This window comes from Bordetella sp. 02P26C-1 (genome assembly GCF_009763255.1).
Taxonomy (GTDB): Bacteria; Pseudomonadota; Gammaproteobacteria; order Burkholderiales; family Burkholderiaceae_B; genus Bordetella_A.
Genome location: NZ_WSJB01000025.1, coordinates 42,783 through 65,036 on the forward strand (window position 1 = coordinate 42,783; position 22,254 = coordinate 65,036).

The 22,254-nt window shown below is 61.3% G+C and carries 20 protein-coding genes; 13 read left to right on the forward strand and 7 right to left on the reverse strand.

Annotated elements, in window-relative coordinates; translation table 11 throughout:
• The first annotated feature begins 152 nt into the window (after window positions 1-152).
• From pdxJ to GOQ28_RS15140, 6 genes are all read left to right on the forward strand, one after another.
• Complete coding sequence (gene pdxJ, locus GOQ28_RS15115; protein WP_160357120.1) at window positions 153-893, forward strand: pyridoxine 5'-phosphate synthase; 741 nt, start codon at window positions 153-155, stop codon at window positions 891-893.
• Window positions 894-931: 38 nt separating this feature from the next.
• Complete coding sequence (gene acpS, locus GOQ28_RS15120; protein ID WP_160352106.1) at window positions 932-1,381, forward strand: holo-ACP synthase; 450 nt, start codon at window positions 932-934, stop codon at window positions 1,379-1,381.
• A 61-nt stretch (window positions 1,382-1,442) separates the two neighbouring features.
• Window positions 1,443-2,498 carry a beta-N-acetylhexosaminidase gene (nagZ, locus tag GOQ28_RS15125; RefSeq protein ID WP_160357067.1) on the forward strand — a complete coding sequence of 352 codons (1,056 nt, stop codon included), beginning with the start codon at window positions 1,443-1,445 and terminating at the stop codon, window positions 2,496-2,498.
• Entirely contained in the window at window positions 2,461-4,290 is a 1,830-nt protein-coding gene (uvrC, locus tag GOQ28_RS15130) for an excinuclease ABC subunit UvrC (protein WP_160357068.1), read from the forward strand. Before nagZ ends, uvrC begins: the two co-directional genes overlap by 38 nt.
• 148 nt (window positions 4,291-4,438) lie before the next feature.
• The gene (pgsA, locus tag GOQ28_RS15135) at window positions 4,439-5,011 is read left to right on the forward strand and encodes a CDP-diacylglycerol--glycerol-3-phosphate 3-phosphatidyltransferase (protein WP_160357069.1); all 573 of its coding nucleotides are present in this window, start codon (window positions 4,439-4,441) and stop codon (window positions 5,009-5,011) included.
• Between the two features lie 166 nt (window positions 5,012-5,177).
• Window positions 5,178-6,443 carry an MFS transporter gene (locus GOQ28_RS15140; protein WP_160352107.1) on the forward strand — a complete coding sequence of 422 codons (1,266 nt, stop codon included), beginning with the start codon at window positions 5,178-5,180 and terminating at the stop codon, window positions 6,441-6,443.
• A 17-nt stretch (window positions 6,444-6,460) separates the two neighbouring features.
• On the opposite strand, the gene queF is transcribed toward GOQ28_RS15140, so the two are convergent.
• Window positions 6,461-7,282: an NADPH-dependent 7-cyano-7-deazaguanine reductase QueF gene (gene queF / locus GOQ28_RS15145; protein WP_160357070.1), complete on the reverse strand. Its 822-nt coding sequence runs from the start codon at window positions 7,280-7,282 to the stop codon at window positions 6,461-6,463.
• A gap of 345 nt (window positions 7,283-7,627) precedes the next feature.
• Here queF and aceA point away from each other — a divergent pair, with 345 nt between their 5' ends.
• From aceA to GOQ28_RS15160, 3 genes are all read left to right on the forward strand, one after another.
• Window positions 7,628-8,950, forward strand: coding sequence for an isocitrate lyase (aceA, locus tag GOQ28_RS15150; RefSeq protein ID WP_160357071.1), 1,323 nt, complete (start codon window positions 7,628-7,630; stop codon window positions 8,948-8,950).
• 166 nt (window positions 8,951-9,116) lie between these two features.
• A complete protein-coding gene (locus GOQ28_RS15155) occupies window positions 9,117-10,037 on the forward strand; it encodes an ATP-binding cassette domain-containing protein (RefSeq protein WP_160357072.1) in 921 nt (306 codons plus the stop codon).
• A 1-nt stretch (window position 10,038) separates the two neighbouring features.
• Window positions 10,039-10,800 (forward strand): ABC transporter permease, encoded by a 762-nt coding sequence (locus GOQ28_RS15160; RefSeq protein ID WP_160357073.1) that lies wholly within the window; start codon window positions 10,039-10,041, stop codon window positions 10,798-10,800.
• Between the two features lie 54 nt (window positions 10,801-10,854).
• On the opposite strand, the gene GOQ28_RS15165 is transcribed toward GOQ28_RS15160, so the two are convergent.
• Complete coding sequence (locus tag GOQ28_RS15165) at window positions 10,855-11,901, reverse strand: NADP(H)-dependent aldo-keto reductase (RefSeq protein WP_160357074.1); 1,047 nt, start codon at window positions 11,899-11,901, stop codon at window positions 10,855-10,857.
• A gap of 207 nt (window positions 11,902-12,108) precedes the next feature.
• On the opposite strand from GOQ28_RS15165, the gene GOQ28_RS15170 reads away from it, so the two are divergent.
• Both GOQ28_RS15170 and GOQ28_RS15175 read left to right on the forward strand, forming a co-directional pair.
• Complete coding sequence (locus GOQ28_RS15170) at window positions 12,109-12,945, forward strand: class II glutamine amidotransferase (protein WP_160357075.1); 837 nt, start codon at window positions 12,109-12,111, stop codon at window positions 12,943-12,945.
• A gap of 90 nt (window positions 12,946-13,035) precedes the next feature.
• Complete coding sequence (locus GOQ28_RS15175; RefSeq protein ID WP_202109745.1) at window positions 13,036-13,344, forward strand: putative quinol monooxygenase; 309 nt, start codon at window positions 13,036-13,038, stop codon at window positions 13,342-13,344.
• Between the two features lie 8 nt (window positions 13,345-13,352).
• Here the strand turns inward: GOQ28_RS15175 and GOQ28_RS15180 are convergent, their stop codons facing one another.
• From GOQ28_RS15180 to araD, 3 genes are all read right to left on the reverse strand, one after another.
• Window positions 13,353-14,342 carry a Bug family tripartite tricarboxylate transporter substrate binding protein gene (locus tag GOQ28_RS15180; RefSeq protein WP_160357076.1) on the reverse strand — a complete coding sequence of 330 codons (990 nt, stop codon included), beginning with the start codon at window positions 14,340-14,342 and terminating at the stop codon, window positions 13,353-13,355.
• A 98-nt stretch (window positions 14,343-14,440) separates the two neighbouring features.
• A complete protein-coding gene (locus GOQ28_RS15185; RefSeq protein WP_160351520.1) occupies window positions 14,441-15,160 on the reverse strand; it encodes a ribonuclease activity regulator RraA in 720 nt (239 codons plus the stop codon).
• A 42-nt stretch (window positions 15,161-15,202) separates the two neighbouring features.
• Window positions 15,203-16,936, reverse strand: coding sequence for an L-arabinonate dehydratase (araD, locus tag GOQ28_RS15190; protein WP_160357077.1), 1,734 nt, complete (start codon window positions 16,934-16,936; stop codon window positions 15,203-15,205).
• 102 nt (window positions 16,937-17,038) lie between these two features.
• Here araD and GOQ28_RS15195 point away from each other — a divergent pair, with 102 nt between their 5' ends.
• Window positions 17,039-17,743 carry a GntR family transcriptional regulator gene (locus tag GOQ28_RS15195; RefSeq protein WP_160351518.1) on the forward strand — a complete coding sequence of 235 codons (705 nt, stop codon included), beginning with the start codon at window positions 17,039-17,041 and terminating at the stop codon, window positions 17,741-17,743.
• 73 nt (window positions 17,744-17,816) lie between these two features.
• The gene (locus GOQ28_RS15200) at window positions 17,817-18,734 is read left to right on the forward strand and encodes a PhzF family phenazine biosynthesis protein (RefSeq protein ID WP_160357078.1); all 918 of its coding nucleotides are present in this window, start codon (window positions 17,817-17,819) and stop codon (window positions 18,732-18,734) included.
• Between the two features lie 154 nt (window positions 18,735-18,888).
• On the opposite strand, the gene GOQ28_RS15205 is transcribed toward GOQ28_RS15200, so the two are convergent.
• Window positions 18,889-20,688, reverse strand: coding sequence for a gamma-glutamyltransferase family protein (locus tag GOQ28_RS15205; protein WP_202109749.1), 1,800 nt, complete (start codon window positions 20,686-20,688; stop codon window positions 18,889-18,891).
• Window positions 20,689-20,708: 20 nt separating this feature from the next.
• The gene (locus GOQ28_RS15210; protein WP_160357080.1) at window positions 20,709-22,211 is read right to left on the reverse strand and encodes an ABC transporter substrate-binding protein; all 1,503 of its coding nucleotides are present in this window, start codon (window positions 22,209-22,211) and stop codon (window positions 20,709-20,711) included.
• Window positions 22,212-22,254: the final 43 nt, after the last annotated feature.

Genomic DNA, 22,254 nt, shown 5'->3' on the forward strand with positions numbered 1-22,254 from the left:
GGCACACGACATCGCATGGCGATTCGCCGCACTGCCTGTTTTCGCTAAACCACCGCGTTGCGCGGGCGAGTAGGGCTACACTTATGGAAGCCGGCGGATTCCTGATGATGGGAGCCCGTCGCCGCCCCTCTTGTTTCATGCGTAAAGGCATCATGATAGAACTCGGTGTCAACATTGATCACGTGGCGACGCTGCGTCAGCAACGCCACACGGCTTATCCCGATCCGGTACAAGCGGCGTTGCGCGCGGAAGACGCAGGCGCTGACTTGATTACCCTGCATTTGCGCGAGGATCGCCGGCATATCCAGGACGCCGACGTCCACGCCATCCGGCCGCTGCTGCGCACGCGGATGAACCTGGAATGCGCCATCACCCCGGAAATGCTGGACATCGCCTGCGCGGTGCGGCCTAGCGATGTCTGTCTCGTGCCCGAAAAACGCGCCGAGTTGACGACAGAAGGCGGCTTGGATGTGGCGGGCGCATTGCCGGCCGTCACCCATGCCGTGCAGCAATTGCAGCAAGCTGGTATCCGCGTGTCCTTGTTTATCGATCCGGATCCGGTGCAGATCCAGGCGGCCGTTCAAGCCGGCGCGCCGGTCATTGAATTGCATACCGGCGCCTACGCCGAGGCCGAGGGCGAAGAAGCCGACCGCGAGCTCGAGCGTGTAGACGCTGCCGTGGCTGAAGGCCTACGTCATGGCTTGCGCGTGAATGCCGGGCACGGGCTGCACTATGGCAATGTCGCCCGCGTCGCGGCCATTGACGGCATCGCGGAGCTGAATATCGGCCATGCGATTGTGGCGCAAGCCGTGTTCGATGGCTGGGATAAAGCCGTGCGCGATATGAAAGCCCTGATGGTGCAAGCGCGCGTGCAAGCCGTGCGCGGCCGTTGAACCCAGTACAAGCTAACCCGCGGCGTTGATGCTGAATGATGACTCCGACTCCCGCTGATTCGCCGCCGTCCGCCCCGCCACCCGCGCCGGGTGCGATTGCGGGCATAGGCATGGACTTGCTGCATGTGGACCGGATCGAGCGGGCGCTGGCCCGTCATGGCGATCGATTCGCGGAGAAAATTCTGGGTCCGGAGGAGCTGCTGAAGTTTCGCGCTCGCCGTGCTCGCGATCCCGCGCGTGGCATCCGTTTTCTGGCGACGCGATTTGCCGCCAAGGAGGCGTTTTCCAAGGCGATTGGCTTGGGCATGCGCATGCCAATGACTTGGACGCGCGTGCAGACGCTCAATGCGCCAGGTGGTCGTCCGATCCTTGTTATTGCGCCGAGTCTGCTGCCTTGGTATTCGGAGCGCTTTGGCGCGGCGCATGTGTCGATCACGGATGAATCCAACCTCGCGGCTGCCTATGTCATCGTCGAGCGCAAAGCCTGAGCACTTGGGCTTTGGGTACGCTTGCACCAACCGTTATCCCGATTAGATAGGACAAAGCCGTATGGCTGAAAAGATCAAAACGTCATTGCCCCGCGGCCCCGTCATGGTCGATGTGGCGGGCACAACACTCACGCGCGCTGAGCGCGCGCGATTGAAACACCCGCTGGTTGGCGGTGTGATTCTGTTCACCCGTAATTTCGAAAGCCGCGAGCAGCTGTGCGAGTTGACCCGGCAGATCCATCGCGTGCGCCAGGAACCCCTGCTGATTGCCGTGGATCACGAGGGCGGGCGCGTACAGCGTTTCCGCGAGGACGGTTTTACCGTGCTGCCCGCCATGCGCGATTTGGGCGTGGTCTGGGATCGTGATCCGCTCAAAGCCATGCGGCTGGCGACCGAGGCGGGCTATGTGCTGGCGGCGGAATTGCGCGCTTGTGGCGTCGACCTGAGTTTTACCCCGGTGCTGGATCTGGATTATGGCGTATCGAAGGTCATCGGTACGCGCGCTTTTCATCGGGATGCCCGTGTGGTGACGATGCTGGCCCGCGCAGTCGCACAGGGACTGGCGCAAGCCGGCATGGCCGCGTGCGGCAAGCATTTCCCGGGACATGGTTTCGTCGAAGCCGACTCGCATCACGAAATTCCGGTCGATCGTCGCCCGCTCAAACGCATTCTCGAGGAAGACGCCGCGCCCTACGCGTGGCTGGGTGACGCCGTGCTGCCTGCGGTGATGCCGGCTCACGTGATTTATCCCAAGGTGGATAAACAGCCCGCCGGGTTTTCGCGCCGCTGGGTGCAGGAAATCCTGCGGCAGCGCCTCGGCTACGATGGCGTAGTGTTCTCGGACGACCTGACCATGGAAGGCGCCACCGTCGCGGGTGATATCCTGGCTCGTGCGCAAGCCGCGCTGGGCGCCGGATGCGATATGGTGTTGGTATGCAACCGGCCGGACCTGGCCGACGACTTGCTGTCGCGTCTGGATGTGACGCATGCGCCGGAATCGGTCGCGCGGATTCGCCGATTGATGCCCCGTTACGCCGCGCCCGACTGGAACACTCTGCAGGCCGAGACCCGTTATCAGAATGCCCGACGACTTCAATCTCAAATCGTTTCTGGCTGACCTGCCGCATCTGCCCGGCGTCTATCGACATTTAGACGCCGAGGGTGTGGTGATGTATGTAGGCAAGGCGCGTGATCTGAAAAGGCGCGTCTCCTCGTACTTTCAGAAGAACCTGACCAGCCCGCGCATCGCGCAGATGGTTTCCAAGGTTGCGCGCGTCGAGGTCACGGTGACCCGGTCAGAGGCCGAAGCGCTGCTCTTGGAAAACAATCTGATCAAGAGCCTGCGTCCGCGATACAACATCCTGTTTCGCGACGACAAGTCGTATCCTTATTTGATGCTTTCCGGGCACGAGTGGCCGCGCGTGGCGTATTACCGGGGTTCGACGAATAAGCGTGGGCAGTTTTTCGGCCCCTTCCCGAATGCGTGGGCGGTGCGCGAGACGATTCAGATTCTGCAAAAGGTTTTTCGCCTGCGCAGTTGCGAGGATACGGTGTTCGCCAACCGTTCGCGGCCGTGCTTGCTGAACCAGATCGGACGCTGTTCGGCTCCGTGTGTGGAGGCGATTTCAAAAGAGGCCTACGCAAGCGATGTGAACCGCGCGGCACGCTTCTTGAACGGCGAGGCGCGCGAAGTCATGGGCGAGATCGAGCAGCGCATGCTGCAAGCCTCAACGGAGCTGAGGTTCGAAGAAGCCGCCGCGCTGCGCGATCAAATGGGATCGCTGGCGCGCGTGTTGCATCAGCAGACCATGGAAGACGTGGGTGGCGAGGACACCGATGTGATCGTCGTCGCGTCGGCGGGCGGCAAGGTCTGCGTGAATCTGGCCATGGTGCGGGCCGGACGTCATCTGGGGGACAAGCCGTTTTTCCCGGTGCATGTCGATGGTCAGGATGCACCACAGGTGCTGGAGGCGTTCATCGCGCAGCACTACACCGATAGCCCGATGCCGCCTGTGCTGGTCTGTTCGCATGCGTTGCCCGATAGCGATCTGATGGCGCTATTGGCCGAGCAGAACCAGGCTCGTCCCGCTCGCGTGCTGACGCGCCCGCATGGCGTGCGTCGGTCATGGCTGGAGCAGGCCACCAAGAATGCGGAAATGGCGCTAGCGCGGGCGCTGACTGAATCAGGCGCGCGTGCCGCGCGCACGCTGGCGTTGGCCGAGGCGTTGGATCTGGATAGCGACGAGACCGCGCTCGATGAATTGCGCATCGAATGTTTCGATATCAGCCATACCGCGGGCGAGGCCACGCAGGCCTCGTGCGTGGTCTATCTGCATCATGACATGCAGCCGTCGCTCTACCGCCGGTACAACATCGCGGGCATTACGCCGGGCGATGATTACGCGGCGATGCGCCAGGTGCTCACGCGCCGGTTCGGCAAGGTTGCCGATGGCGAGGCCCCGATGCCAGGGTTGGTATTGATCGATGGCGGCAAAGGCCAGGTAGAGGTCGCGCGGCAAGTGTTTGCCGAGCTGGGTTTGGATATCCAGACCCTGGTGGGCGTCGCCAAAGGCGAGGGGCGCAAGGTAGGACTGGAAACGCTGGTCTTCGCGGATGGCCGTCCGCCGGTGGCGCTGGGCGGAGAGTCCGCTGCCTTGATGCTGATCGCGCAGGTGCGCGACGAAGCACACCGTTTCGCGATCACCGGCATGCGCGCTCGCCGCGCCAAGGCGCGTAATGTCTCGCGTCTGGAGGAGATCGAAGGCGTGGGCGCGCGCAGGCGTCAACGTTTGCTCGCCCGCTTTGGCGGGTTTTCCGGGGTGGCTTCGGCCAGTATCGAAGACCTCGCGTCGGTCGACGGGATCTCGCACGAGCTGGCTGAACGCATCTACGAGGCGCTGCGGGGGTGACCGCAAGTGTGAGCGTCGCGGGATTAGGTGGCGTCTCGTATGTGGCGCCGCCAGCTCGGCCGCGCACGGCCGACATAACCCACGTTGTGCTATTTGATGATGCCCCCGGCGAGAGTTTTTCACGCCGGTGATGTAGCATACGGACATTATGCCAATCAATGTGCCGATTATCCTGACGTGGCTGCGCATCGCCATGATCCCGCTGGTGGTGGGGCTCTTCTATATCCCCGCCAGCTGGATGGCTGAGCCGACGAGAGACACCCTGGCCGCTTGCGCCTTTATCCTGGCCGCGCTGACCGACTGGTTTGACGGTTGGCTGGCGCGTCGGTGGAACCAGACCTCCGCCTTCGGCGCCTTTCTGGATCCCGTGGCGGACAAGCTCATGGTGTGCGCGGCGTTGATCGTATTGCTGGATCTGGGGCGCGTCGATGCGTTTATCTCGCTCATCATCATTGGCCGCGAAATCACGATCTCGGCGCTGCGTGAATGGATGGCGAAGATCGGCGCCAGCGCCAGCGTCGCGGTGCATCGTTTGGGCAAATTCAAGACGGCTGCTCAGATGGTCGCGATTCCTTGTCTGCTTTACGATCAACCGCTGGCAGGGTTGTCCAGCCGCTGGATGGGCAATATCTTGATCCTGGCCGCTGCGGTGCTGACCGTGTGGTCCATGCTGTATTACCTGCAGCGCGCTTGGCCGGCGATACGCGAGAAATCTCAGTAGTCGCGGTCACCGGGAGGGGTCGAGAAACCGGGCGAGGGCGCCTTCGCTAACAGCCCGCGACGATCCGATTCTCGACGATGTGCTTGACGTCAGGGCGTGACGCATAACGCGCCCGGCGAGGAGATGAGTTTTGACAGCTACGCAGTCCGCCGCGCCCGCGGCACCCATGGATTCCCCCGAGTTGCGTCGCCGCGACTGGCTGACGATTCTGTTGATCGGTATCGTTCATGCGTCGTCGCATTTCTTTCAGCTGGTGTTGCCCTCGTTGTATGTGTCCTTGGGCGCGGCGTTCAATCTGGACTTTGCCCGCCTAGGCTTGCTGGTGTCGGTGTTCTACGTCGTCTCTGGTTTCGGACAGGCGTCCTCCGGGTTCATCGTGGATCGCATCGGGGCACGGCCGGTGTTGTGGTTCGGGCTTGCATGCTTTGTGCTCTCGGGCGTGTTGATTGGCGCGGCTAATGGATATGCGATGTTGTTCGTGGCGGCCGTGATCGGCGGCATAGGCAACTCCGTTTTCCACCCGGCTGATTATTCGATCATGAATCATCGCATCAGTCCCGCCCGGCTCGGGCATGCGTTTAGTACGCATGGGCTCACGGGTAATCTGGGCTGGGCGTTGACACCTGTGTTCATTACCACGATAACCTTGCTGAGCAACTGGCGAGTGGCGGCGTTCAGTGCGGCGGGCTTAGTGGCGCTGGTGTTGCTGTTGACGCTGATTGGCCGTGATTTGCTCGGTGGCAAATTGCCGGTGCCTTCGGAATCCGAGCGTGAACCCGACGCGCGGCAGACGCCGGCCGCGCCCGCCCCGGCCGAGGGTGTGTGGGCCACGCTGACGGCTTTGCTCTCCCGGCCCGCGTTGTGGGGCGCGTTCCTGTTTTTTGGATTTTCCTCGATTGCATTGTCGGCGGTGCAGAACTACACGATCCCGTTGTTGGGAGAGTTGTATGACCTGTCGCGTGTCGTCGCCAGCTCGGCGTTGTCCGGGTATATGGTCGCATCCGCAGTGGGGATGGCGGCAGGGGGCTTTTTAGTGTCCGCCACGCCACGTACCGAATACACGGTGACCGTGGCCTTGCTGATGGCTGGCGCCACACTGGTGGTGCTAGCGTTGGGCTTGGTGCCTCCGGGCTGGGCGGCTTTGGTTGTGGGCCTGGCTGGGTTCTGCTCCGGCGTTGCCGCGCCCTCGCGCGATATGCTGGTGCGGCGCGTGACGCCCAAGGGGGCGACGGGGTCCGTCTATGGCCTGGTGTACTCCGGCATGGATGTGGGCTCGGCGTTAGGGCCGTTGAGCTTTGGCATTTTGCTGGATGCCGGGATGAATCACGGTCCCTGGATCGGCGCGGGGGCAGCGTTCGCGCTCGCGGCCGTGCTCGCGCAGTGGATCGCAGTGCAGGCGCGCAAGACGACGCGCCCGTTGGCGGTGGCCTGAGCGCGGCCGGGCGATGTTTATTGCCTCGCGGTACGTATATCCAGCGGCATCGTTGCGTCGGTATTGCTACGCCACGGGTTGATGTCCAGGCCGCCGCGACGGGTGTAGCGCGCATATACGGTCAGCTGTTCCGGCTGGCAGGCGGCCATGATGTCGGTGTAGATGCGTTCCACGCAATGCTCGTGGAATTCCGCATGGTCTCGGAACGACACGATATAGCGCAGCAGCGCCGCGCGGTCGATGGGGCGGCCACGATACCGGATTTGCACGCTCGCCCAATCGGGCTGGCCGGTGACCGGGCAGTTCGATTTCAAGAGGCGCGAAGCCAAGGTTTCCGTTACTACGTCGCCAGACTGGCATCGCAGCAGGCTGGCGTCTGGCATATAGGCGGTGACCTCGACATCGAGCTCATCGATATCGTCTCCCTCCAGCTCGTCGATCCGCTGGCGCGCGAAATCGGCGGGCAGAATCAGGTGCACGCCGACGTTGCCCCCGGCAGCGGCGGACAGATCGCGCACCAGATGATTGCGCAGCTCGTCGGCGCCCGCCAGTCGTGTTTGGTTGAAGGAGTTCAGATAAAGCTTGAACGACTTCGACTCGATGATGTTGGGACTGTCGGCCGGAATCGTGAAGGTCGCCATGGCGACTTCGGGCTTGCCCTTGGCATTGAGCCAGGACAGTTCATACGCGTTCCAGATGTCGACGCCGCGAAACGGAAGCTCGCCCGTCAATCCGAGCCCGGCCCGGTTGTGCGCTCGCGCGATGGGAAAGAGTAGCCCCGCATCGTATTGGGAGGGATAGGCAACGTGTTGGCCCAAAGGCGCGTTGGTCAAAGACATAATCGGCACGATCGAAAAACAAGCATTGAAGCCTGCATTGTAGGCCGAGGCGCAGCGCGTATTTTTTGAATGATGAAATTCGATTCTCGCCATATGGAAGACGATGCTGCAAAGCAGCGTGAGTCTATTTCACGGCGTGCTAGTACCGCGCCATAATGCGAAACTAGGCTCGTAAGTCATTGAACTAGAAAGAAAATAATTTATTGATGTCTACGGTCGTTGATTGACCTTGCTCTGCAGCATAACTCTAGACTTTAAGCCATCCAGACACGGCAAACGGCACACGCCGCAGCGCCTTCGGTCACCGGCTTTCCCAACGTTGTTATGTCTATTCAGGAGCATGTCATGAACTCTCGCGAGACCGAAATCAATCGACTTCAGCAGGATTGGGCAGCAAACCCTCGTTGGCAGGGCATCGAGCGTGGCTATCGCGCCGAGGATGTGGTGCGTTTGCGCGGCTCGGTGCAGGTGGAACATACACTGGCCCATCGCGGCGCCACGCGTTTTTGGGAGCTGCTGCACAGCGAACCGTTCGTGAATTCCTTGGGCGCGATGACCGGCAATCAGGCGATGCAGCAGGTCAAGGCCGGCTTGAAAGCCATTTACCTGTCGGGCTGGCAGGTCGCGGGCGACGCCAATCTGGCCGGGGAGATGTATCCGGACCAATCGCTTTATCCTATCAACTCCGTGCCCCAGGTCGTGCGACGCATCAACAACGCGTTGTCGCGCTGCGATCAGATTCAATGGATGGAAGGCAAGCAACCGGGTGACGAAGGCTATATCGACTACTTCGCGCCCATCGTGGCCGATGCCGAGGCGGGTTTTGGCGGCGTGCTCAATGCGTTCGAGTTGATGAAGGCGATGATCGACGCGGGCGCGGCGGGCGTGCATTTCGAGGATCAGCTGGCCTCGGTGAAAAAGTGCGGCCACATGGGCGGCAAGGTGCTGGTGCCCACGCGGGAGGCGGTGTCTAAACTGATCTCCGCGCGTCTGGCCGCGGACGTCATGGGCACGCCTACCGTGCTGCTCGCACGCACCGATGCCGATGCGGCTGATCTGGTGACCAGCGATGTGGATGAAAATGATCGCCCCTTCATCACGGGCGAACGCACGGTGGAAGGCTTTTTCCGCACGCGGGCCGGGATTGAGCAAGCCATATCGCGCGGCCTGGCCTATGCGCGCTATGCCGATCTGATCTGGTGCGAAACGTCCACGCCGAATCTGGAGTATGCGCGCCGCTTTGCCGAAGCGATTCATCGTGAGTTCCCGGGCAAGTTGCTGGCCTATAACTGCTCGCCCTCGTTTAACTGGAAAAAGAATCTGGACGACGCCACGGTGGCGAAGTTCCAGCGCGAATTGGGCGCCATGGGCTACAAGTTCCAGTTCATCACGCTGGCGGGCTTTCATGCCTTGAATTACGGCATGTTCGAGCTGGCCCACGGCTACGCCCGTCGTCAGATGAGCGCCTTCGTGGAACTGCAGCAGAAAGAATTCGCGGCGGCCGACCTGGGATTTACCGCGGTCAAACATCAGCGCGAAGTGGGTACGGGCTACTTCGATGCGGTCACGCAGACCATCGAGGGCGGCAAGTCTTCCACGACGGCGTTGACGGGCTCCACGGAAGAGGCGCAGTTCGATCATCACGAGCCGGCCTTGCACGTGGCGTGATGGCTGCCGGGCTTTAAGGTTTTTTTGTCGTAGTTAGCTGTAGTAGGGTGATTTAGGGATGCCTCATGGGCATCCCTCTTTTTTTAGGCGGTCGGCAGGGTTGCCAGCACGATTCAACACCACCCCGTAGAATGATCCGGTCTATCGCTTAATCGTTGAGGCTTGCGTGTCACCGATCATCTCTGTGCAAGACCTGTCCAAGACTTATGCCTCCGGGCATCAGGCGCTGAAACACATTAATCTGGAAATACGCCGGGGCGAAATATTTGCCTTGCTGGGGCCGAATGGCGCGGGCAAGACGACGTTGATCAGCATTCTGTGCGGCATCGTGAATCCAGGCGAGGGCCGCGTTCACGCCGATGGCTATGACATCGTGACGCAATTCCGCGAGGCGCGTTCTCGTATCGGGCTCGTGCCGCAGGAGATTTCGACGGATGCGTTCGAGACGGTGTGGAATACGGTGACCTTTAGCCGTGGCCTGTTCGGCAAGCCCGCGAATCCCGCCTATATCGAAAAAATCCTGCGCGACCTGTCGTTGTGGGAAAAGAAGGACAGCCGCATCATGGCGCTGTCCGGCGGCATGAAGCGGCGCGTGATGATCGCCAAGGCGCTCTCGCATGAGCCGGACATCCTGTTTCTCGATGAGCCTACCGCCGGTGTGGATGTGGAATTGCGCCGGGGCATGTGGGATATGGTGCGGCAGTTGCGCGCCCGTGGCGTCACCATCATCCTGACCACGCACTATATCGAGGAAGCGCAGGAGATGGCCGACCGCGTGGGCGTGATCCGCAAGGGCGAAATCATCCTGGTCGAGGAAACCGAAGCGCTTATGAAAAAACTGGGCAAGCGCGAACTGACCTTGACGCTAAAGACGCCGTTGAGCGAGGTGCCCGCGTTGCTCTTGCCCTATGGTCTGCAACTGGCCCAGGACGGTTATCAACTCGTCTACACCTACGATAACCAGGAGGGCGGTGGCGAGATTGCCCGGCTCTTGCGTCAACTGGACGAATCGGGGATCGAGTTCACCGATTTGCGCTCAAAAGAAAGTTCACTCGAAGACATCTTCGTTAGCCTGGTGAGTGCCTGATATGAATTTCTATGCGATTCGCGCCATCTATTTGTTCGAAATGGCCCGTGCCCGTCGCACGCTCATGCAAAGCGTGGCCTCGCCTGTCGTCTCGACGGCCTTGTACTTCGTGGTGTTTGGTTCGGCCATCGGCTCGCACATGGTGCAAATCGAGGGCGTGAGCTATGGCGCCTTTATTGTGCCGGGCATGATCATGCTGTCGCTGCTCACGCAAAGCGTGGCAAACGCGTCGTTCGGCATCTATATGCCCAGGTTCAGCGGCACGATCTATGAGATTCATTCGGCGCCTATCTCTTATATCGAGATCGTCACGGGGTATGTGGGCGCGGCGGCGAGCAAGTCGGTGATACTCGGGCTGATCACGCTGGCGGTGGCGCGCTTGTTCGTGGATTTCGAGATCCTGCATCCGTTCTGGATGATAGGCTTTCTGGTGCTGACTTCTGTGACGTTCAGTTTGTTTGGCTTCATCATCGGCGTGTGGGCCGATGGCTTTGAGAAACTGCAAATCATTCCCTTGATGATCATCACGCCGCTGACGTTCTTGGGCGGTACGTTTTATTCCATCGAGATGTTGCCGCCATTCTGGCAAACCGCGACCTTGTTTAACCCGGTGGTGTATCTGGTCAGCGGGTTCAGGTGGAGTTTCTATGGCGTCTCGGATGTCAGTGTCGCGATCAGTCTGGGGATGACGCTGGCGTTCTTGGTCGTGTGTCTGATCGCGGTGCGTTGGATCTTCAAGACGGGATATCGGTTAAAGACCTGATCGCGGACGATCTCGCAGAGATCGTCCGTTGAAGCCGAATGCGGGCAAATCAGATCAGGGCGCCGGATTTGGATGCTTTTTGTGGATGGCGTTCACGGCCTGCACGAGTTCATCCGACAGCGTCACGTCCACGGTGTCGATGTCTTCCTTCAATTGCGCAAGCGTCGTGGCGCCGATGAGGTTACTGGCAACGAAGCGCTGTTGATTGACCCAAGCCAGCGCCAACTGAGTGGGCGACAAACCGTGGTCGCGCGCGAGCTGCACGTATTGCTTGGTAGCGGCTTGCGCTTGCGGGTTGCTATAGCGATCGAAGCGCGTAAACAGTGTGAGCCGGGCGCCTTCAGGCCGCGCGCCATTCAAATACTTGCCGGACAACACACCCATGGCGAGCGGCGAATAGGCCAGCAAGCTGACTTGTTCACGATGACTGAATTCCGACAAGCCAGCCTCGTAGGTGCGATTGAGCAGGCTGTAGGGATTCTGGATCGTCGCGATGCGCGGCAGGCCCTTGATCTCGGCATATTTCAGGAACTGCGCGACACCCCACGGCGTTTCGTTGGACACACCGATGTGACGCACTTTGCCCGCGCGCACGAAGTCTTGCAGGACTTCCAGCGTGTCTTCGATGGGCACGGTGTAGTCATCATCGATCCATTTGTAATCAGCCCCGAATGTCGCCGTGGTGCGATCGGGCCAGTGCAGCTGATACAGATCCAGATAGTCCGTTTGCAGGCGCTTGAGGCTCGCGTCCAGCGCGGCGGTGAGGTTCTTGCGATCCAGGAAGGTCTTGCCATCGCGGATATGGCCGGGGCGCTTCGGATCGCGCGCGGGGCCCGCTACCTTGCTGGCCAGGACGATCTCTTGACGGCGACCGGTCTTGGCAAGCCACGTGCCGATATACGATTCGGTGCGTCCTTGCGTTTCCGCTTTGGGCGGCACGGGGTACATTTCGGCGGTGTCGACCAGATTCACGCCACGAGACAGGGCATAATCCAGCTGTTCATGGGCCTCGGCTTCGCTGTTCTGCTCGCCCCAGGTCATGGTGCCCAGTCCGATCAAACTGACCTCGATATCGGTGTGACCAAGTTTGCGTGTTTTCAAGAGTCGCTCCTGCAAGGAAGGTAAGCTAGCGATCTTACTGCGACTGGCTCCATTGGGGAGCGAAATGCACGCAGCTGCTCGAATAAGGGAAAGCCCCCGGGCATGGGCGAGGAACTTGGGCCACCCGTTCGAACACTAAATTGCTTATTTCGCGGGGTGGTCGCCACGTTTCGACAACCCGCCTACTGATTCGCAGGAGCTAAGCCTATGTGTCGTTGGATGGCCTATTCAGGCAACCCCATGCAGTTGGATACGGTGATCTTCAAGGCCCAGCATTCGCTGATCGATCAAAGCCTGCACTCCCGTCTTGGAGCAACGACGACCAACGGCGATGGGTTTGGCGTCGGCTGGTATGGTCCCGATCCTGACGAGGCGCCGTTTCGCTATCGCAGTATCCATCCCGCGTGGAACGATCGCAATCTGCGCGAGGCCGCACGGGCGATTCGTGCTTCGATGTTTGTGGCGCATATCCGTGCGGCGACCGATACGCCCGCACAGGAAACGAACTGTCATCCCTTCCGGCACGAGAACTGGCTGTTCGTGCACAACGGCTTGATTCGGGAATATCCGCTGTTGCGGCGCGAACTATTGATGCAGGTGGATCCGCGTTATTTCTTGTCGCTCGAGGGCTCCACGGATTCGGAGGTGATGTTCCTGCTGGCCCTCACGTTTGGCTTGAATCAGGACCCTTTGCCCGCGTTTGAAAAAATGGCGGCAACGGTTGAGGACGCGGGCCGGCGTCATGGCGTGGAGTTTCCGCTGAACATGACCATCTGCGCCCAGGATGGAGAACGCATGATCGCGGTGCGATATTCCAGCGAACGCAGTTCCCGCACGCTGTTTCACAACGATGATGTACGGCATCTGAAACAACTCTATCCTGACGAGCCGCGTATCGCCGCGTTGGGGGACGATAGTTATATGCTGCTATCCGAGCCGCTGAGCGAACTCCCGGGCGTTTGGCAAGAGGTGCCCGAGGCTACTGCGGTCATCGCGCATAGAGGCGATGTGCGGTACTTTCCTTTTGTACCGGGCGGCTTGTAGTCTGCAGGGGGTAGCTGTTTTCCGCTGGGCGTGGATCTGTCGGCTGCCGAGCGGCGTTGGTTCAAGGTATGTGTACTTCTAACGGGAGGAATGACTATGTTCGTAGTGGTGGTGCAGTTTGAAGTAAAGCCTGGCCATGCGCAGGACTTTTTATCTGCGCTAAAGGAGAATGCGCGCCTGTCCGTCGAGGGGGAACCCGGCTGCCGGCAGTTTGATGTCTGCACGACGCCGGGTAAGCCCGAATCCATCTTCTTGTACGAGGTCTACGACAGCGAGGACGCGTTCAAAGCGCATTTGGCGACGGAACACTTCTTGCATTTCGACCGCGAGACCGCGAGCTGGGTGGCGAGCAAAGAGGTCAAAACCCTGTCCCGGGTCTTTCCCTCCGTGAGCGCGTAGACGCTGTCTTAATCGACGCTGGCGCCTGACTTTTTCACCACCTCGGCCCAGCGCGGAATCTCGCTGGCCATCAGGTCGCGCAGCTGCTCGGGCGTACTGCCCACCAGCTCCATGCCCATGGTTTTACCGAGCTTCTCTTGCACATCCGGATCCTTCAGGATCTGCGCGATTTCTTGGGAAAGGCGGTCAACGATGGGCTTGGGCGTGCCTTTGGGTGTGTACACGGCCTGCCAGGATGCCATCTGGAATCCCTTTACGCCGGCTTCTTCCATGGTGGGCGTATCGGGCGCGAGCGCGATGCGATTGGGTGTGGTGACGGCGATCAGTTTGAGTTTGCCGTTTTGCAATAGCGGCAGGGCGGCCGTCATTTGATCGAACATGAAGGTCACCGCACCCGATGACACATCGACCATGGCGGGCGGTGTGCCCTTGTAGGGCACGTGCGTGAGAGGCACGCCTATGGTGTCGGCGAAGAGCTCTCCGGCCAGATGGGTCGAGGTCCCCTGGCCCGAGGATGCAAAGGTGCGCTTGCTCGGATCGCGCTTGAGGACTTCAATCAGCTCGGCGACGTTATTGACCCCGAGATTGGGATCGACGAGCAGGACGTTGGGCAAGGTCGCGATCAACGAAACCGGTTCGAAATCGTTGATCGGGTCGTAGCGCAGGTTCTTGTACAGACTGGCGTTGATCGCGTGTGTGCTGATCGTCCCGCCAAACAAGGTGTAGCCATCCGCGGGCGCTTTGGCTACATAGGTCGCGCCGATGCCGCCAGCCGCGCCGGGCTTGTTTTCTACGACCACGTTTTGCTTGAGGCGCTCGCTGAGCTTTTGGGCGAGCGTGCGGCCGACGACGTCGGTGGAGCCGCCTACGGTGAAGGGCACCACATAGGTGATGGGCTTTTCAGTCGGCCACTCGGCGGCTTGCGCTGACAGGCCACAAGCGCTGAACGTGACGGCAAGCAATGCCGCCAGCAGATGGCGGCGTTGGGATGAACGCATTGTGGTCTCCGTGATTTTTATTGGATAGTGTGCGGCGCGCGAGCGATGCGCGCGCCGTTGGACGCTGCGCGGCGACGCACCGCGCAGCAGGCCTAACATCAACGGCCGTTTTGCTTACGCCATTCGGCGAATTGATCGCGCGTTTGCGGATCGGTGGGCGGGTACAGACCCAGGATGCTGCGGCCACCCTGGACTTCGCTGGTGACGAAGTCCTCGAAGGCGGTCATCTCGTGGGCTTCCTGAGCGATCTCTTCAACGATATCCGCGGGAATGATGACCACGCCTTCGCCGTCGCCCACCACGATATCGCCGGGGAACACGGCCACATCGCCGCAGCCGATCGGCACGTTGATATCCAGGGCTTGGTGCAAGGTCAGGTTCGTCGGGGCCGAAGGACGGTTGTGATACGCGGGGATGTTCAGCGTGGCAATCTCAGGCGAATCGCGAAAACCGCCGTCGGTTACGACGCCGGCGACACCACGCTTCATCAGACGCGTCACCAGAATCGAACCGGCCGACGCGGCGCGCGCGTCCTTGCGGCTGTCGATCACCATCACGTGGCCTTCCGGGCAGGTTTCCACGGCCACGCGTTGCGGGTGACCGCGGTCTTCGAAGACCTTGATCGTGTTCAGGTCTTCACGCGCCGGAATATAGCGCAGCGTGAAAGCCGGGCCCACCATGTTCGGCAGGCTGGGATTGAGCGGGCGCACGTCCTGGATGAACTGGTTGCGCAGGCCGCGCTTGAACAGCGCGGTGCACAGCGTAGCGGTGCTCACCTTCGAGAGGCGGGCGCGGGCGGTGTCGGATAAGGCGGTCATGAATGTCTCGAATCAGGTTGCGTTGTTGTTAGCGAAATACGGTTAGAAAATGCTGGGTTCGGGCACGGGCTCGCCGAAGCTCGTTTCGAGGAAGTCGAAGTCGCAGCCTTCGTTGGCCTGCAGGATGTGCTTGGAATACATCCAGCCGTAGCCGCGTTCATAGCGCTTGGGCGGGGGCGTCCAGGCGGCGCGGCGAGCGGCCATTTCCTCGTCGCTGATGTTCACGTTGATGGTCCGATTGGGCACATCGACGGTGATGAGGTCGCCGGTGCGAACCAACGCCAGCGGGCCGCCGATGTAGGCCTCGGGCGCGGCATGCAGAATGCACGCGCCGTAGCTGGTGCCGCTCATGCGCGCGTCGGACAGGCGCAGCATGTCGCGCACGCCCTGTTTGACCAGCTTGGTCGGGATGGGCAGCATGCCCCATTCCGGCATGCCGGGGCCGCCTTGCGGGCCGGCGTTGCGCAGGATCAGGATATGGTCGGGCGTCACATCGAGGTTTTCGTCATCGACGGCGGCCTTCATGCTGGGATAGTCGTCAAAGACCAGGGCGGGGCCGGTGTGCTGCAGGTATTGCGGCGCGCAGGCGCTGGGTTTGATCACGCAGCCATCGGGAGCCAGGTTGCCCTTCAACACGGCCAGTGCGCCTTCGTTGTAGATGGCGTTGTCCAGTGGGCGGATCACGTCATCGTTGTAGACCGCGGCGCCTTCGATGTTTTCACCGAGGGTGCGGCCCGTGACCGTCTTGGCCGATAGATCGAGGTGGTCCTTCGCCAGACGCGACATCAGACCCGGCAGGCCGCCCGCGTAGTAGAAGTCTTCCATCAGATACTTGTCGCCGCTGGGACGGATGTTGGCGATGACGGGCACCTTGCGGCTTGCGGCGTCGAAATCATCCAGCGTCACGGCGCAACCCGCGCGGCGCGACATCGCGACCAAGTGCACGATCGCGTTGGTCGAGCAGCCCATGGCCATGGCCACATTGATGGCGTTCTTGAACGAGGCCACAGACAGAATGGACTGCGGCGTCTGGTCTGCCCACACCATTTCCACAACGCGGCGGCCGCATTCGGCCGACATGCGCATGTGGTTCACGTCCGCAGCGGGGATGGACGATGCGCCGGGCAGCGTCATGCCGATGGATTCCGCGATCGCGGTCATCGTGCTGGCCGTGCCCATGGTCATGCAAGTGCCGTAGCTGCGCGCGATACCGCCTTCGACTTCGGTCCATTCGGCCTTGGTGATGTTGCCCGCGCGGCGCTCGTCCCACAGTTTCCAGGCGTCGGAGCCGGAGCCCAGCACCTTGCCTTTCCAATTGCCGCGCAGCATGGGGCCGGCGGGCAGGTAGATGCAGGGCAGGTTGGCGCTGAAGGCGCCCATCAACAGACCCGGGGTGGACTTATCGCACCCGCCCATCAGCACCGCGCCGTCGACGGGATGGCTACGCAGCAGTTCCTCGGTTTCCATCGCGAGGAAGTTGCGATAGAGCATGGTGGTCGGCTTGACGAAGGATTCCGACACTGAGATCGCGGGCAGCTCGACGGGGAAGCCACCGGCTTGGAAGATGCCGCGCTTGACGTCTTCCACGCGCTGCTTGAAGTGGCTGTGACAGGGGTTCAGATCGGACCAGGTGTTGATGATGGCGATGATGGGCCGGCCGGCCCAGTCTTGCGGGCCATAGCCCATCTGCATCATGCGTGAGCGGTGGCCGAACGAGCGCAGATCATCATGTGCCATCCAGCGGGCGCTGCGCAGGTCTTCGTATGAACGTGTCATGAATAGGGTCTCCTTGATGTGCGAGGGATTAAAACACTAATATATTAGTGCGTCAACGAAATGACGCCGGTTACACTCAGCCCACTTTACGTCCCGATTTTTATGACCCAATTGTCAACGTTGCCCATCGATCTGCGTCTGGATCGCTCCCGACACGCGGCGCCCCAGGTGTTCGAAAAGCTGCGCGCGTTGATTGTGTCGATGGACCTGAAACCGGGCGCGCCGTTGGCCCGGGGTGAACTGGCCGAGGCGTTTGGGTTGAGCCAGACTCCGATTCGGGATGCGCTGATTCAGCTACGTGACGAAGGGCTGGTGGATATCTATCCGCAGCACACCACGACGGTCAGCCGTATCGATATCGCGGCGGCGCGACAGGCGCATTTTTTACGGCGCTCGCTGGAGCTTGAGATTGTGCGCGTGCTGGCGCAACGCAGCGATCCGGATTTGATTGCGCGCTTGCAGGCGCATATCGATGTGCAGCACGCGAATTGCGGTCAGGAGGGATTTCCGGCGTTCATGGCGGCGGATCAGGGCTTTCATTTCGACATGCATGTCGCGGCGGGTGTTGAAGCCTTGTGGGAATTGGAGCAGCGATATAGTGGTCATGTGGATCGGCTGCGTCGTTTGCATTTGCCCGAGGAAGGCAAGGCCGAGCGTATCCTGCGCGACCATCAGCGGATTCTGGATGCGATTGCGGCGCAAGATGTCGCAGGCGCTCAACTCGCGCTGCGCGAGCATCTGTCGGGCACCCTGAGTCAGATCGACGAGATCTGTCAGCGCTATCCGGATTACGTGCGGTTGGGGTGAGCGGGTCGCCACGATAGTGGATCGATCAGCAATGCGATAAAGTGAATGTCTCCTCAGCCTGGCAGGAACAGACATGCGCTACCGATATGTGACGGCCGACGTCTTCACCCGACATGCCTACGGCGGCAATCCGTTGGCGGTGATCCTGGACGCCGAAGGCTTGACGACGGAGCAGATGCAGCTCATCGCGCGCGAGTTCAATTTTTCCGAGACCAGCTTTGTGCTGCCGCCTAAAGACCCGGCACATACGGCATGGGTGCGAATTTTCACGCCGGACCGCGAGGTGCCGTTCGCGGGCCACCCGAACGTGGGGACGGCGGTGGTCGTGGCGCGTGAGATGGCGGCAAAGGGACAGCCACTGCCTGAGCAGTTGATATTCGACGAGGCCGCGGGCTTGGTCAGGCTGGCGGTCGCCGTGGGCGGCGACGGTGTCGAGCGTGTGCAGTTGCTGGCGCCCGAACCTTTGTCGCGACGCGCGCAGGTACCCGTCGAAGCGGTGGCGCGGGCCCTGTCGCTCGATACGGCCGATATTGATGTCAGCGAGCATGCGCCCCAGGTGGTGTCGGTCGGCTTGCCTTTCTTGGTCGTGCAATTAGCTGACCGCGAGGCGTTACGGCGCGCGCGTCCGGATGGAGCAGGATATGCGAGTTTGCTGCCGCTGGACGGTGCAAAATCGATCTACGCGTATACAACGGATACCCAGGCCGATGCCATCGATAGTCCCACGGACATCCAGGCAAGGATGTTTACCGCGCGCATGACTGAGGATCCCGCCACGGGTAGCGCCACTGCGGCCGCTACCGCATTACGGGCCGCGTTACAAGCGCCCGGGGCGCTGCGGCTGCGCGTGGGCCAAGGCGTGGACATGGGCCGCCCCAGTTTGCTGCTGGCGCATGCCGAACATCGCGGCGACGGGATATGGGCGGGCGTAGCCGGCCAAGCGGTAATCGTGATGGAAGGCAGCTTGATCCCGCCGTCGGTTGTCGGTTAGAGCTGGGCCAGGCAGGCGGCGGCGTTGATGACGGATACGCCATCAGACGCCTCGTGTCATCTTGACCGCCTACCGCCGCATGGGGGAGGGCATTAACGCAAGCGATCGCCGCCTGCTGGTTGCAACGCCAGCGTCGACACCATGTCCCCGCCTTCTATCTTCCCACCGCATACGCCTGCATCAATCGCGGCGTAGCGGCAGCGTGCAGCAGACCGTCTTCATCGCGCGATGCCGCGGTCAAACGCCCGGTTGACCATTCGGGGGCTTCCTCGATGACGTGCCCGCGCGCTCGCAGGTCGGAAATGACTTCCGCCCCGAACGAGGTTTCCACCGCAAGATGCCCCGGCTTTCTGTCGCGAGGATAGAACGAGGAAGGGAAGTGCATCGTATGCGACATGGGTTGATCAATCGCTTCCTGCAGATTCAGACCATGATGCACGTGCCGCAGGAATAGCAATAGCTGCCACTGCTCTTGCTGATCGCCACCGGGTGTGCCGAACACCATATACGGCTTGCCATCGCGCAGCGCCAGGGAGGGCGTGAGCGTGGTGCGGGGGCGTTTGCCGGGCGCGAGCGTGCCGGGCAGGCCTGACTCCAACCAGAACATCTGCCCGCGCGTATTCAACGGGAAACCCAGCTCCGGGATCACGGGCGATGATTGGAACCAGCCACCCGAAGGCGTAGCCGAGACCATGTTGCCCCAACGGTCGATCACGTCCACATGCGTCGTGTCGCCGCGCTTGACCGAGGCGCGCATATCGGCAAGCGTGGGCTCGTTCGAAGGCGAACCGACAGGCGTGACCTTCGACAGACGCGACAAGACGTCCATCACACGATCGACCTGCGCCTCGTAGCCAGCAATACGCCCGGGGCGCAGCTCGTGCGAGGCCGAACGTCCAATGAGCATGCGACGCTCGTCGTTATACGAGTCCGATAACAGCTGCGCGAGCGGTACATCGACAAAGCTCGGGTCGCTGTAGTATGCCTCGCGGTCCGCGAAAGCCAGCTTCATGGCCTCGGTCACTTGATGAATGAACGCGGCGCTGTTGGGGCCTTCCTTTTTCAGATTCAGTGACTTGAGCAAGGCGAGCGTCTGCAGGAACACCGGGCCCTGGCTCCAAGCGCCGGCCTTAGCCACCGTATAACCGTGATAGTCATAGGTCGCTGGCGCCTCATAGGTTGCGGACCACCCGGCCATATCGTCGGCGGTCAGCACGCCGCGATGCGCTCGCCCGCTCTCGTCCATGACCTCATTGTTCCGCGCATACTGATCGATCGCTTCGGCGACAAAGCCGCGATAAAACGCATCGCGCGCGGCATCGATTTGCCGTTCACGGTCGGCGCCCGCGGCTTCGGCTTCGCGCAGGACCCGGCGCCATGTCTCTGCCAGTCGCGGGTTGCGAAACAGCTTGCGCGCTTGAGGGACCGCGTCACCGGGCAGATACACTTCGGCCGTCGTGGGCCAATGCTCGGTGAAGAAATCGCGCAGTCCGGCGATGGTATTGGCGATGCGCGGCATCAACGCATGGCCATGATCCGCGTAATAAATCGCGGGCTCCAGCACATCGCGTACACGCATGGTGCCGTGATCGCGCAATAGCAGCATCCAGGCATCGAATGCGGCTGGGATCACCGCGGGCAACAGGCCGTTGCCCGGGATCAGGCTAAGGCCAAGCGACTGATACCGTTCCAGGGTCGCACCCGCCGGCGCCGTGCCTTGGCCACACAGCACTTCGGTGCGGCCGGTGCGGGCCGAATGGAAAATCACCGGGACTTCGCCGGCCGGGCCGACCAGATGCGGCTCCACGACCTGCAGCACAAAGCCGGCCGCCACGGCGGCATCGAACGCATTGCCGCCACGCTCCAACAGTGACATGCCGGCGCTGCTGGCCAGCCAATGGGTAGAAGTCACCACGCCGAACGTGCCCAAAATTTCAGGCCGCGTGGTGAACATGCGATAGCCGGAGTCAATACTCATTGCTTGGCGACTTTCACGTCTTTGAGACGGATCAGACCGTCGGGATAAGGCACAAAGCCCTGCACATTAGCCTGCGTACCGAAAATCCACGGCAGGTAGAACAGATAAATGTGAGAGTCCTCGTCCTGCAGTTTCTTGAGCGCCTGCGCATACAACTCGCGGCGCTTTGCTTCGTCGGCGGTGCTACGGGCCTCATTGAGCAATTTGTCCATCTCGGCGTCGCAATAACGGCCGTCGTTCAGATTGCCTTTGCATGTGACGTATTGATGAATGTTGCCGCTCGGATCGACGCGGCCCGACCAGCCTGTCTGACCGACCTGGAAATCGCCTTTGGGCAATGCCGATTGCAGCGAGGCGAATTCCAGAGGTTTGAGCGAGATATCGAAACCCGCCTCGGCGCCCATGGCCTGCACCAGTTCGAAGACCTGCTGCATCGTGGTGTTGTTGCCATAGGTGAGCTCGAACGCCACGCGGTCATAGCCAGCCTGCTTGAGCAGTTCGCGCGCCTTTTGCGGGTCGCGACCGGCGCGCTCCGCGCTCTTGTCGTAGGCAAAGCTCGCGGGCGGGAAGGGCTGATAGGCGGGTTGGAACATGCCTTCGCCCACCACTTGATTGATGACATCGCGGTCGATCGCCAGATCCAGCGCCTGACGCACGCGTTTATCCTTGGCCAAGGGAGTGTCGGCGCGCGGACCATTGGCGAGGTTCACCGAGATGGCTTGAAAGCCAAGACCAGTCACCGGGGCGAGCCGAAGCTTCGCATCCGACTTCACGGCCGCCACGTCGCTTGGCGCAATGCGCTCGATGATGTCCAGGCTGCCGGCGCGCAGGTTGTTCAGACGCACGGTCGTGTCGGGCATCGGGGTGAAGACGACTTGATCAAAGTGATAGCTGTCTTTGTCCCAGTGCTTGTCGAATCGTTCCAGCACGATACGATCATTCTGCACGCGGTTCTTGAACTTGTAAGGGCCCGAGCATACCGGGTTGCGGCCCGGGTCTTTGTCGAACGAGGCGGGCGACATCATCATGCCTGCGCGATCAGAGAGTTGCGATAGCAACGATGCGTCGGGCTCTTTCAAACGCAGTACTACCGTGCGGGCGTCGGGCGCCTCCACGCTCGCGACCGAGATCAGCTCGCTCTTGCGGTTGCTTTCCGGCAAGGTCATCGCGCGATCCAGATTCGCTTTGACCGACGCGGCATCGACCGGCGCGCCATCGTGATAGAACGCGTTCTCGCGCAGCTTGAACGTCACCGACATTCCGTCGTCGCTGATCTGCCAGGATTCCGCCAGCTGCGGCACGAACTTGAGATCGGGCGTGATGTCGACGAGCTTGTCGCATAGCGATGCAAAGACGATGCGGCCCACGAAAGTCCGTGCGCGCACGGGATCCAGCACATCGGGGTCGTCCTGCAGACCGATACGCATCGTGGTCTGAGCGGTGGCGGCGGTGCTGGCCAGCAGGCCGGCGGTGAGCAGCGCGAGGCATAGGCTACGCATGGGAATTCCTTAGGTGTGACTACGGATAAACCGATGATCGACT

What these genes read in the sequence shown, in the direction of transcription:
- GOQ28_RS15210 (WP_160357080.1), bottom strand. Translation starts at nt 22,211, where the DNA reads ATGCGTAGCCTATGCCTCGCGCTGCTCACCGCCGGCCTGCTGGCCAGC.
- aceA (WP_160357071.1), top strand. Translation starts at nt 7,628, where the DNA reads ATGAACTCTCGCGAGACCGAAATCAATCGACTTCAGCAGGATTGGGCA.
- uvrC (WP_160357068.1), top strand. Translation starts at nt 2,461, where the DNA reads ATGCCCGACGACTTCAATCTCAAATCGTTTCTGGCTGACCTGCCGCAT.
- GOQ28_RS15200 (WP_160357078.1), top strand. Translation starts at nt 17,817, where the DNA reads ATGCGCTACCGATATGTGACGGCCGACGTCTTCACCCGACATGCCTAC.
- GOQ28_RS15160 (WP_160357073.1), top strand. Translation starts at nt 10,039, where the DNA reads ATGAATTTCTATGCGATTCGCGCCATCTATTTGTTCGAAATGGCCCGT.
- GOQ28_RS15175 (WP_202109745.1), top strand. Translation starts at nt 13,036, where the DNA reads ATGACTATGTTCGTAGTGGTGGTGCAGTTTGAAGTAAAGCCTGGCCAT.
- pdxJ (WP_160357120.1), top strand. Translation starts at nt 153, where the DNA reads ATGATAGAACTCGGTGTCAACATTGATCACGTGGCGACGCTGCGTCAG.
- araD (WP_160357077.1), bottom strand. Translation starts at nt 16,936, where the DNA reads ATGACACGTTCATACGAAGACCTGCGCAGCGCCCGCTGGATGGCACAT.
- GOQ28_RS15185 (WP_160351520.1), bottom strand. Translation starts at nt 15,160, where the DNA reads ATGACCGCCTTATCCGACACCGCCCGCGCCCGCCTCTCGAAGGTGAGC.
- GOQ28_RS15205 (WP_202109749.1), bottom strand. Translation starts at nt 20,688, where the DNA reads ATGTTCACCACGCGGCCTGAAATTTTGGGCACGTTCGGCGTGGTGACT.
- GOQ28_RS15140 (WP_160352107.1), top strand. Translation starts at nt 5,178, where the DNA reads ATGGATTCCCCCGAGTTGCGTCGCCGCGACTGGCTGACGATTCTGTTG.
- acpS (WP_160352106.1), top strand. Translation starts at nt 932, where the DNA reads ATGACTCCGACTCCCGCTGATTCGCCGCCGTCCGCCCCGCCACCCGCG.
- GOQ28_RS15195 (WP_160351518.1), top strand. Translation starts at nt 17,039, where the DNA reads ATGACCCAATTGTCAACGTTGCCCATCGATCTGCGTCTGGATCGCTCC.
- GOQ28_RS15180 (WP_160357076.1), bottom strand. Translation starts at nt 14,342, where the DNA reads ATGCGTTCATCCCAACGCCGCCATCTGCTGGCGGCATTGCTTGCCGTC.
- queF (WP_160357070.1), bottom strand. Translation starts at nt 7,282, where the DNA reads ATGTCTTTGACCAACGCGCCTTTGGGCCAACACGTTGCCTATCCCTCC.
- pgsA (WP_160357069.1), top strand. Translation starts at nt 4,439, where the DNA reads ATGCCAATCAATGTGCCGATTATCCTGACGTGGCTGCGCATCGCCATG.
- nagZ (WP_160357067.1), top strand. Translation starts at nt 1,443, where the DNA reads ATGGCTGAAAAGATCAAAACGTCATTGCCCCGCGGCCCCGTCATGGTC.
- GOQ28_RS15170 (WP_160357075.1), top strand. Translation starts at nt 12,109, where the DNA reads ATGTGTCGTTGGATGGCCTATTCAGGCAACCCCATGCAGTTGGATACG.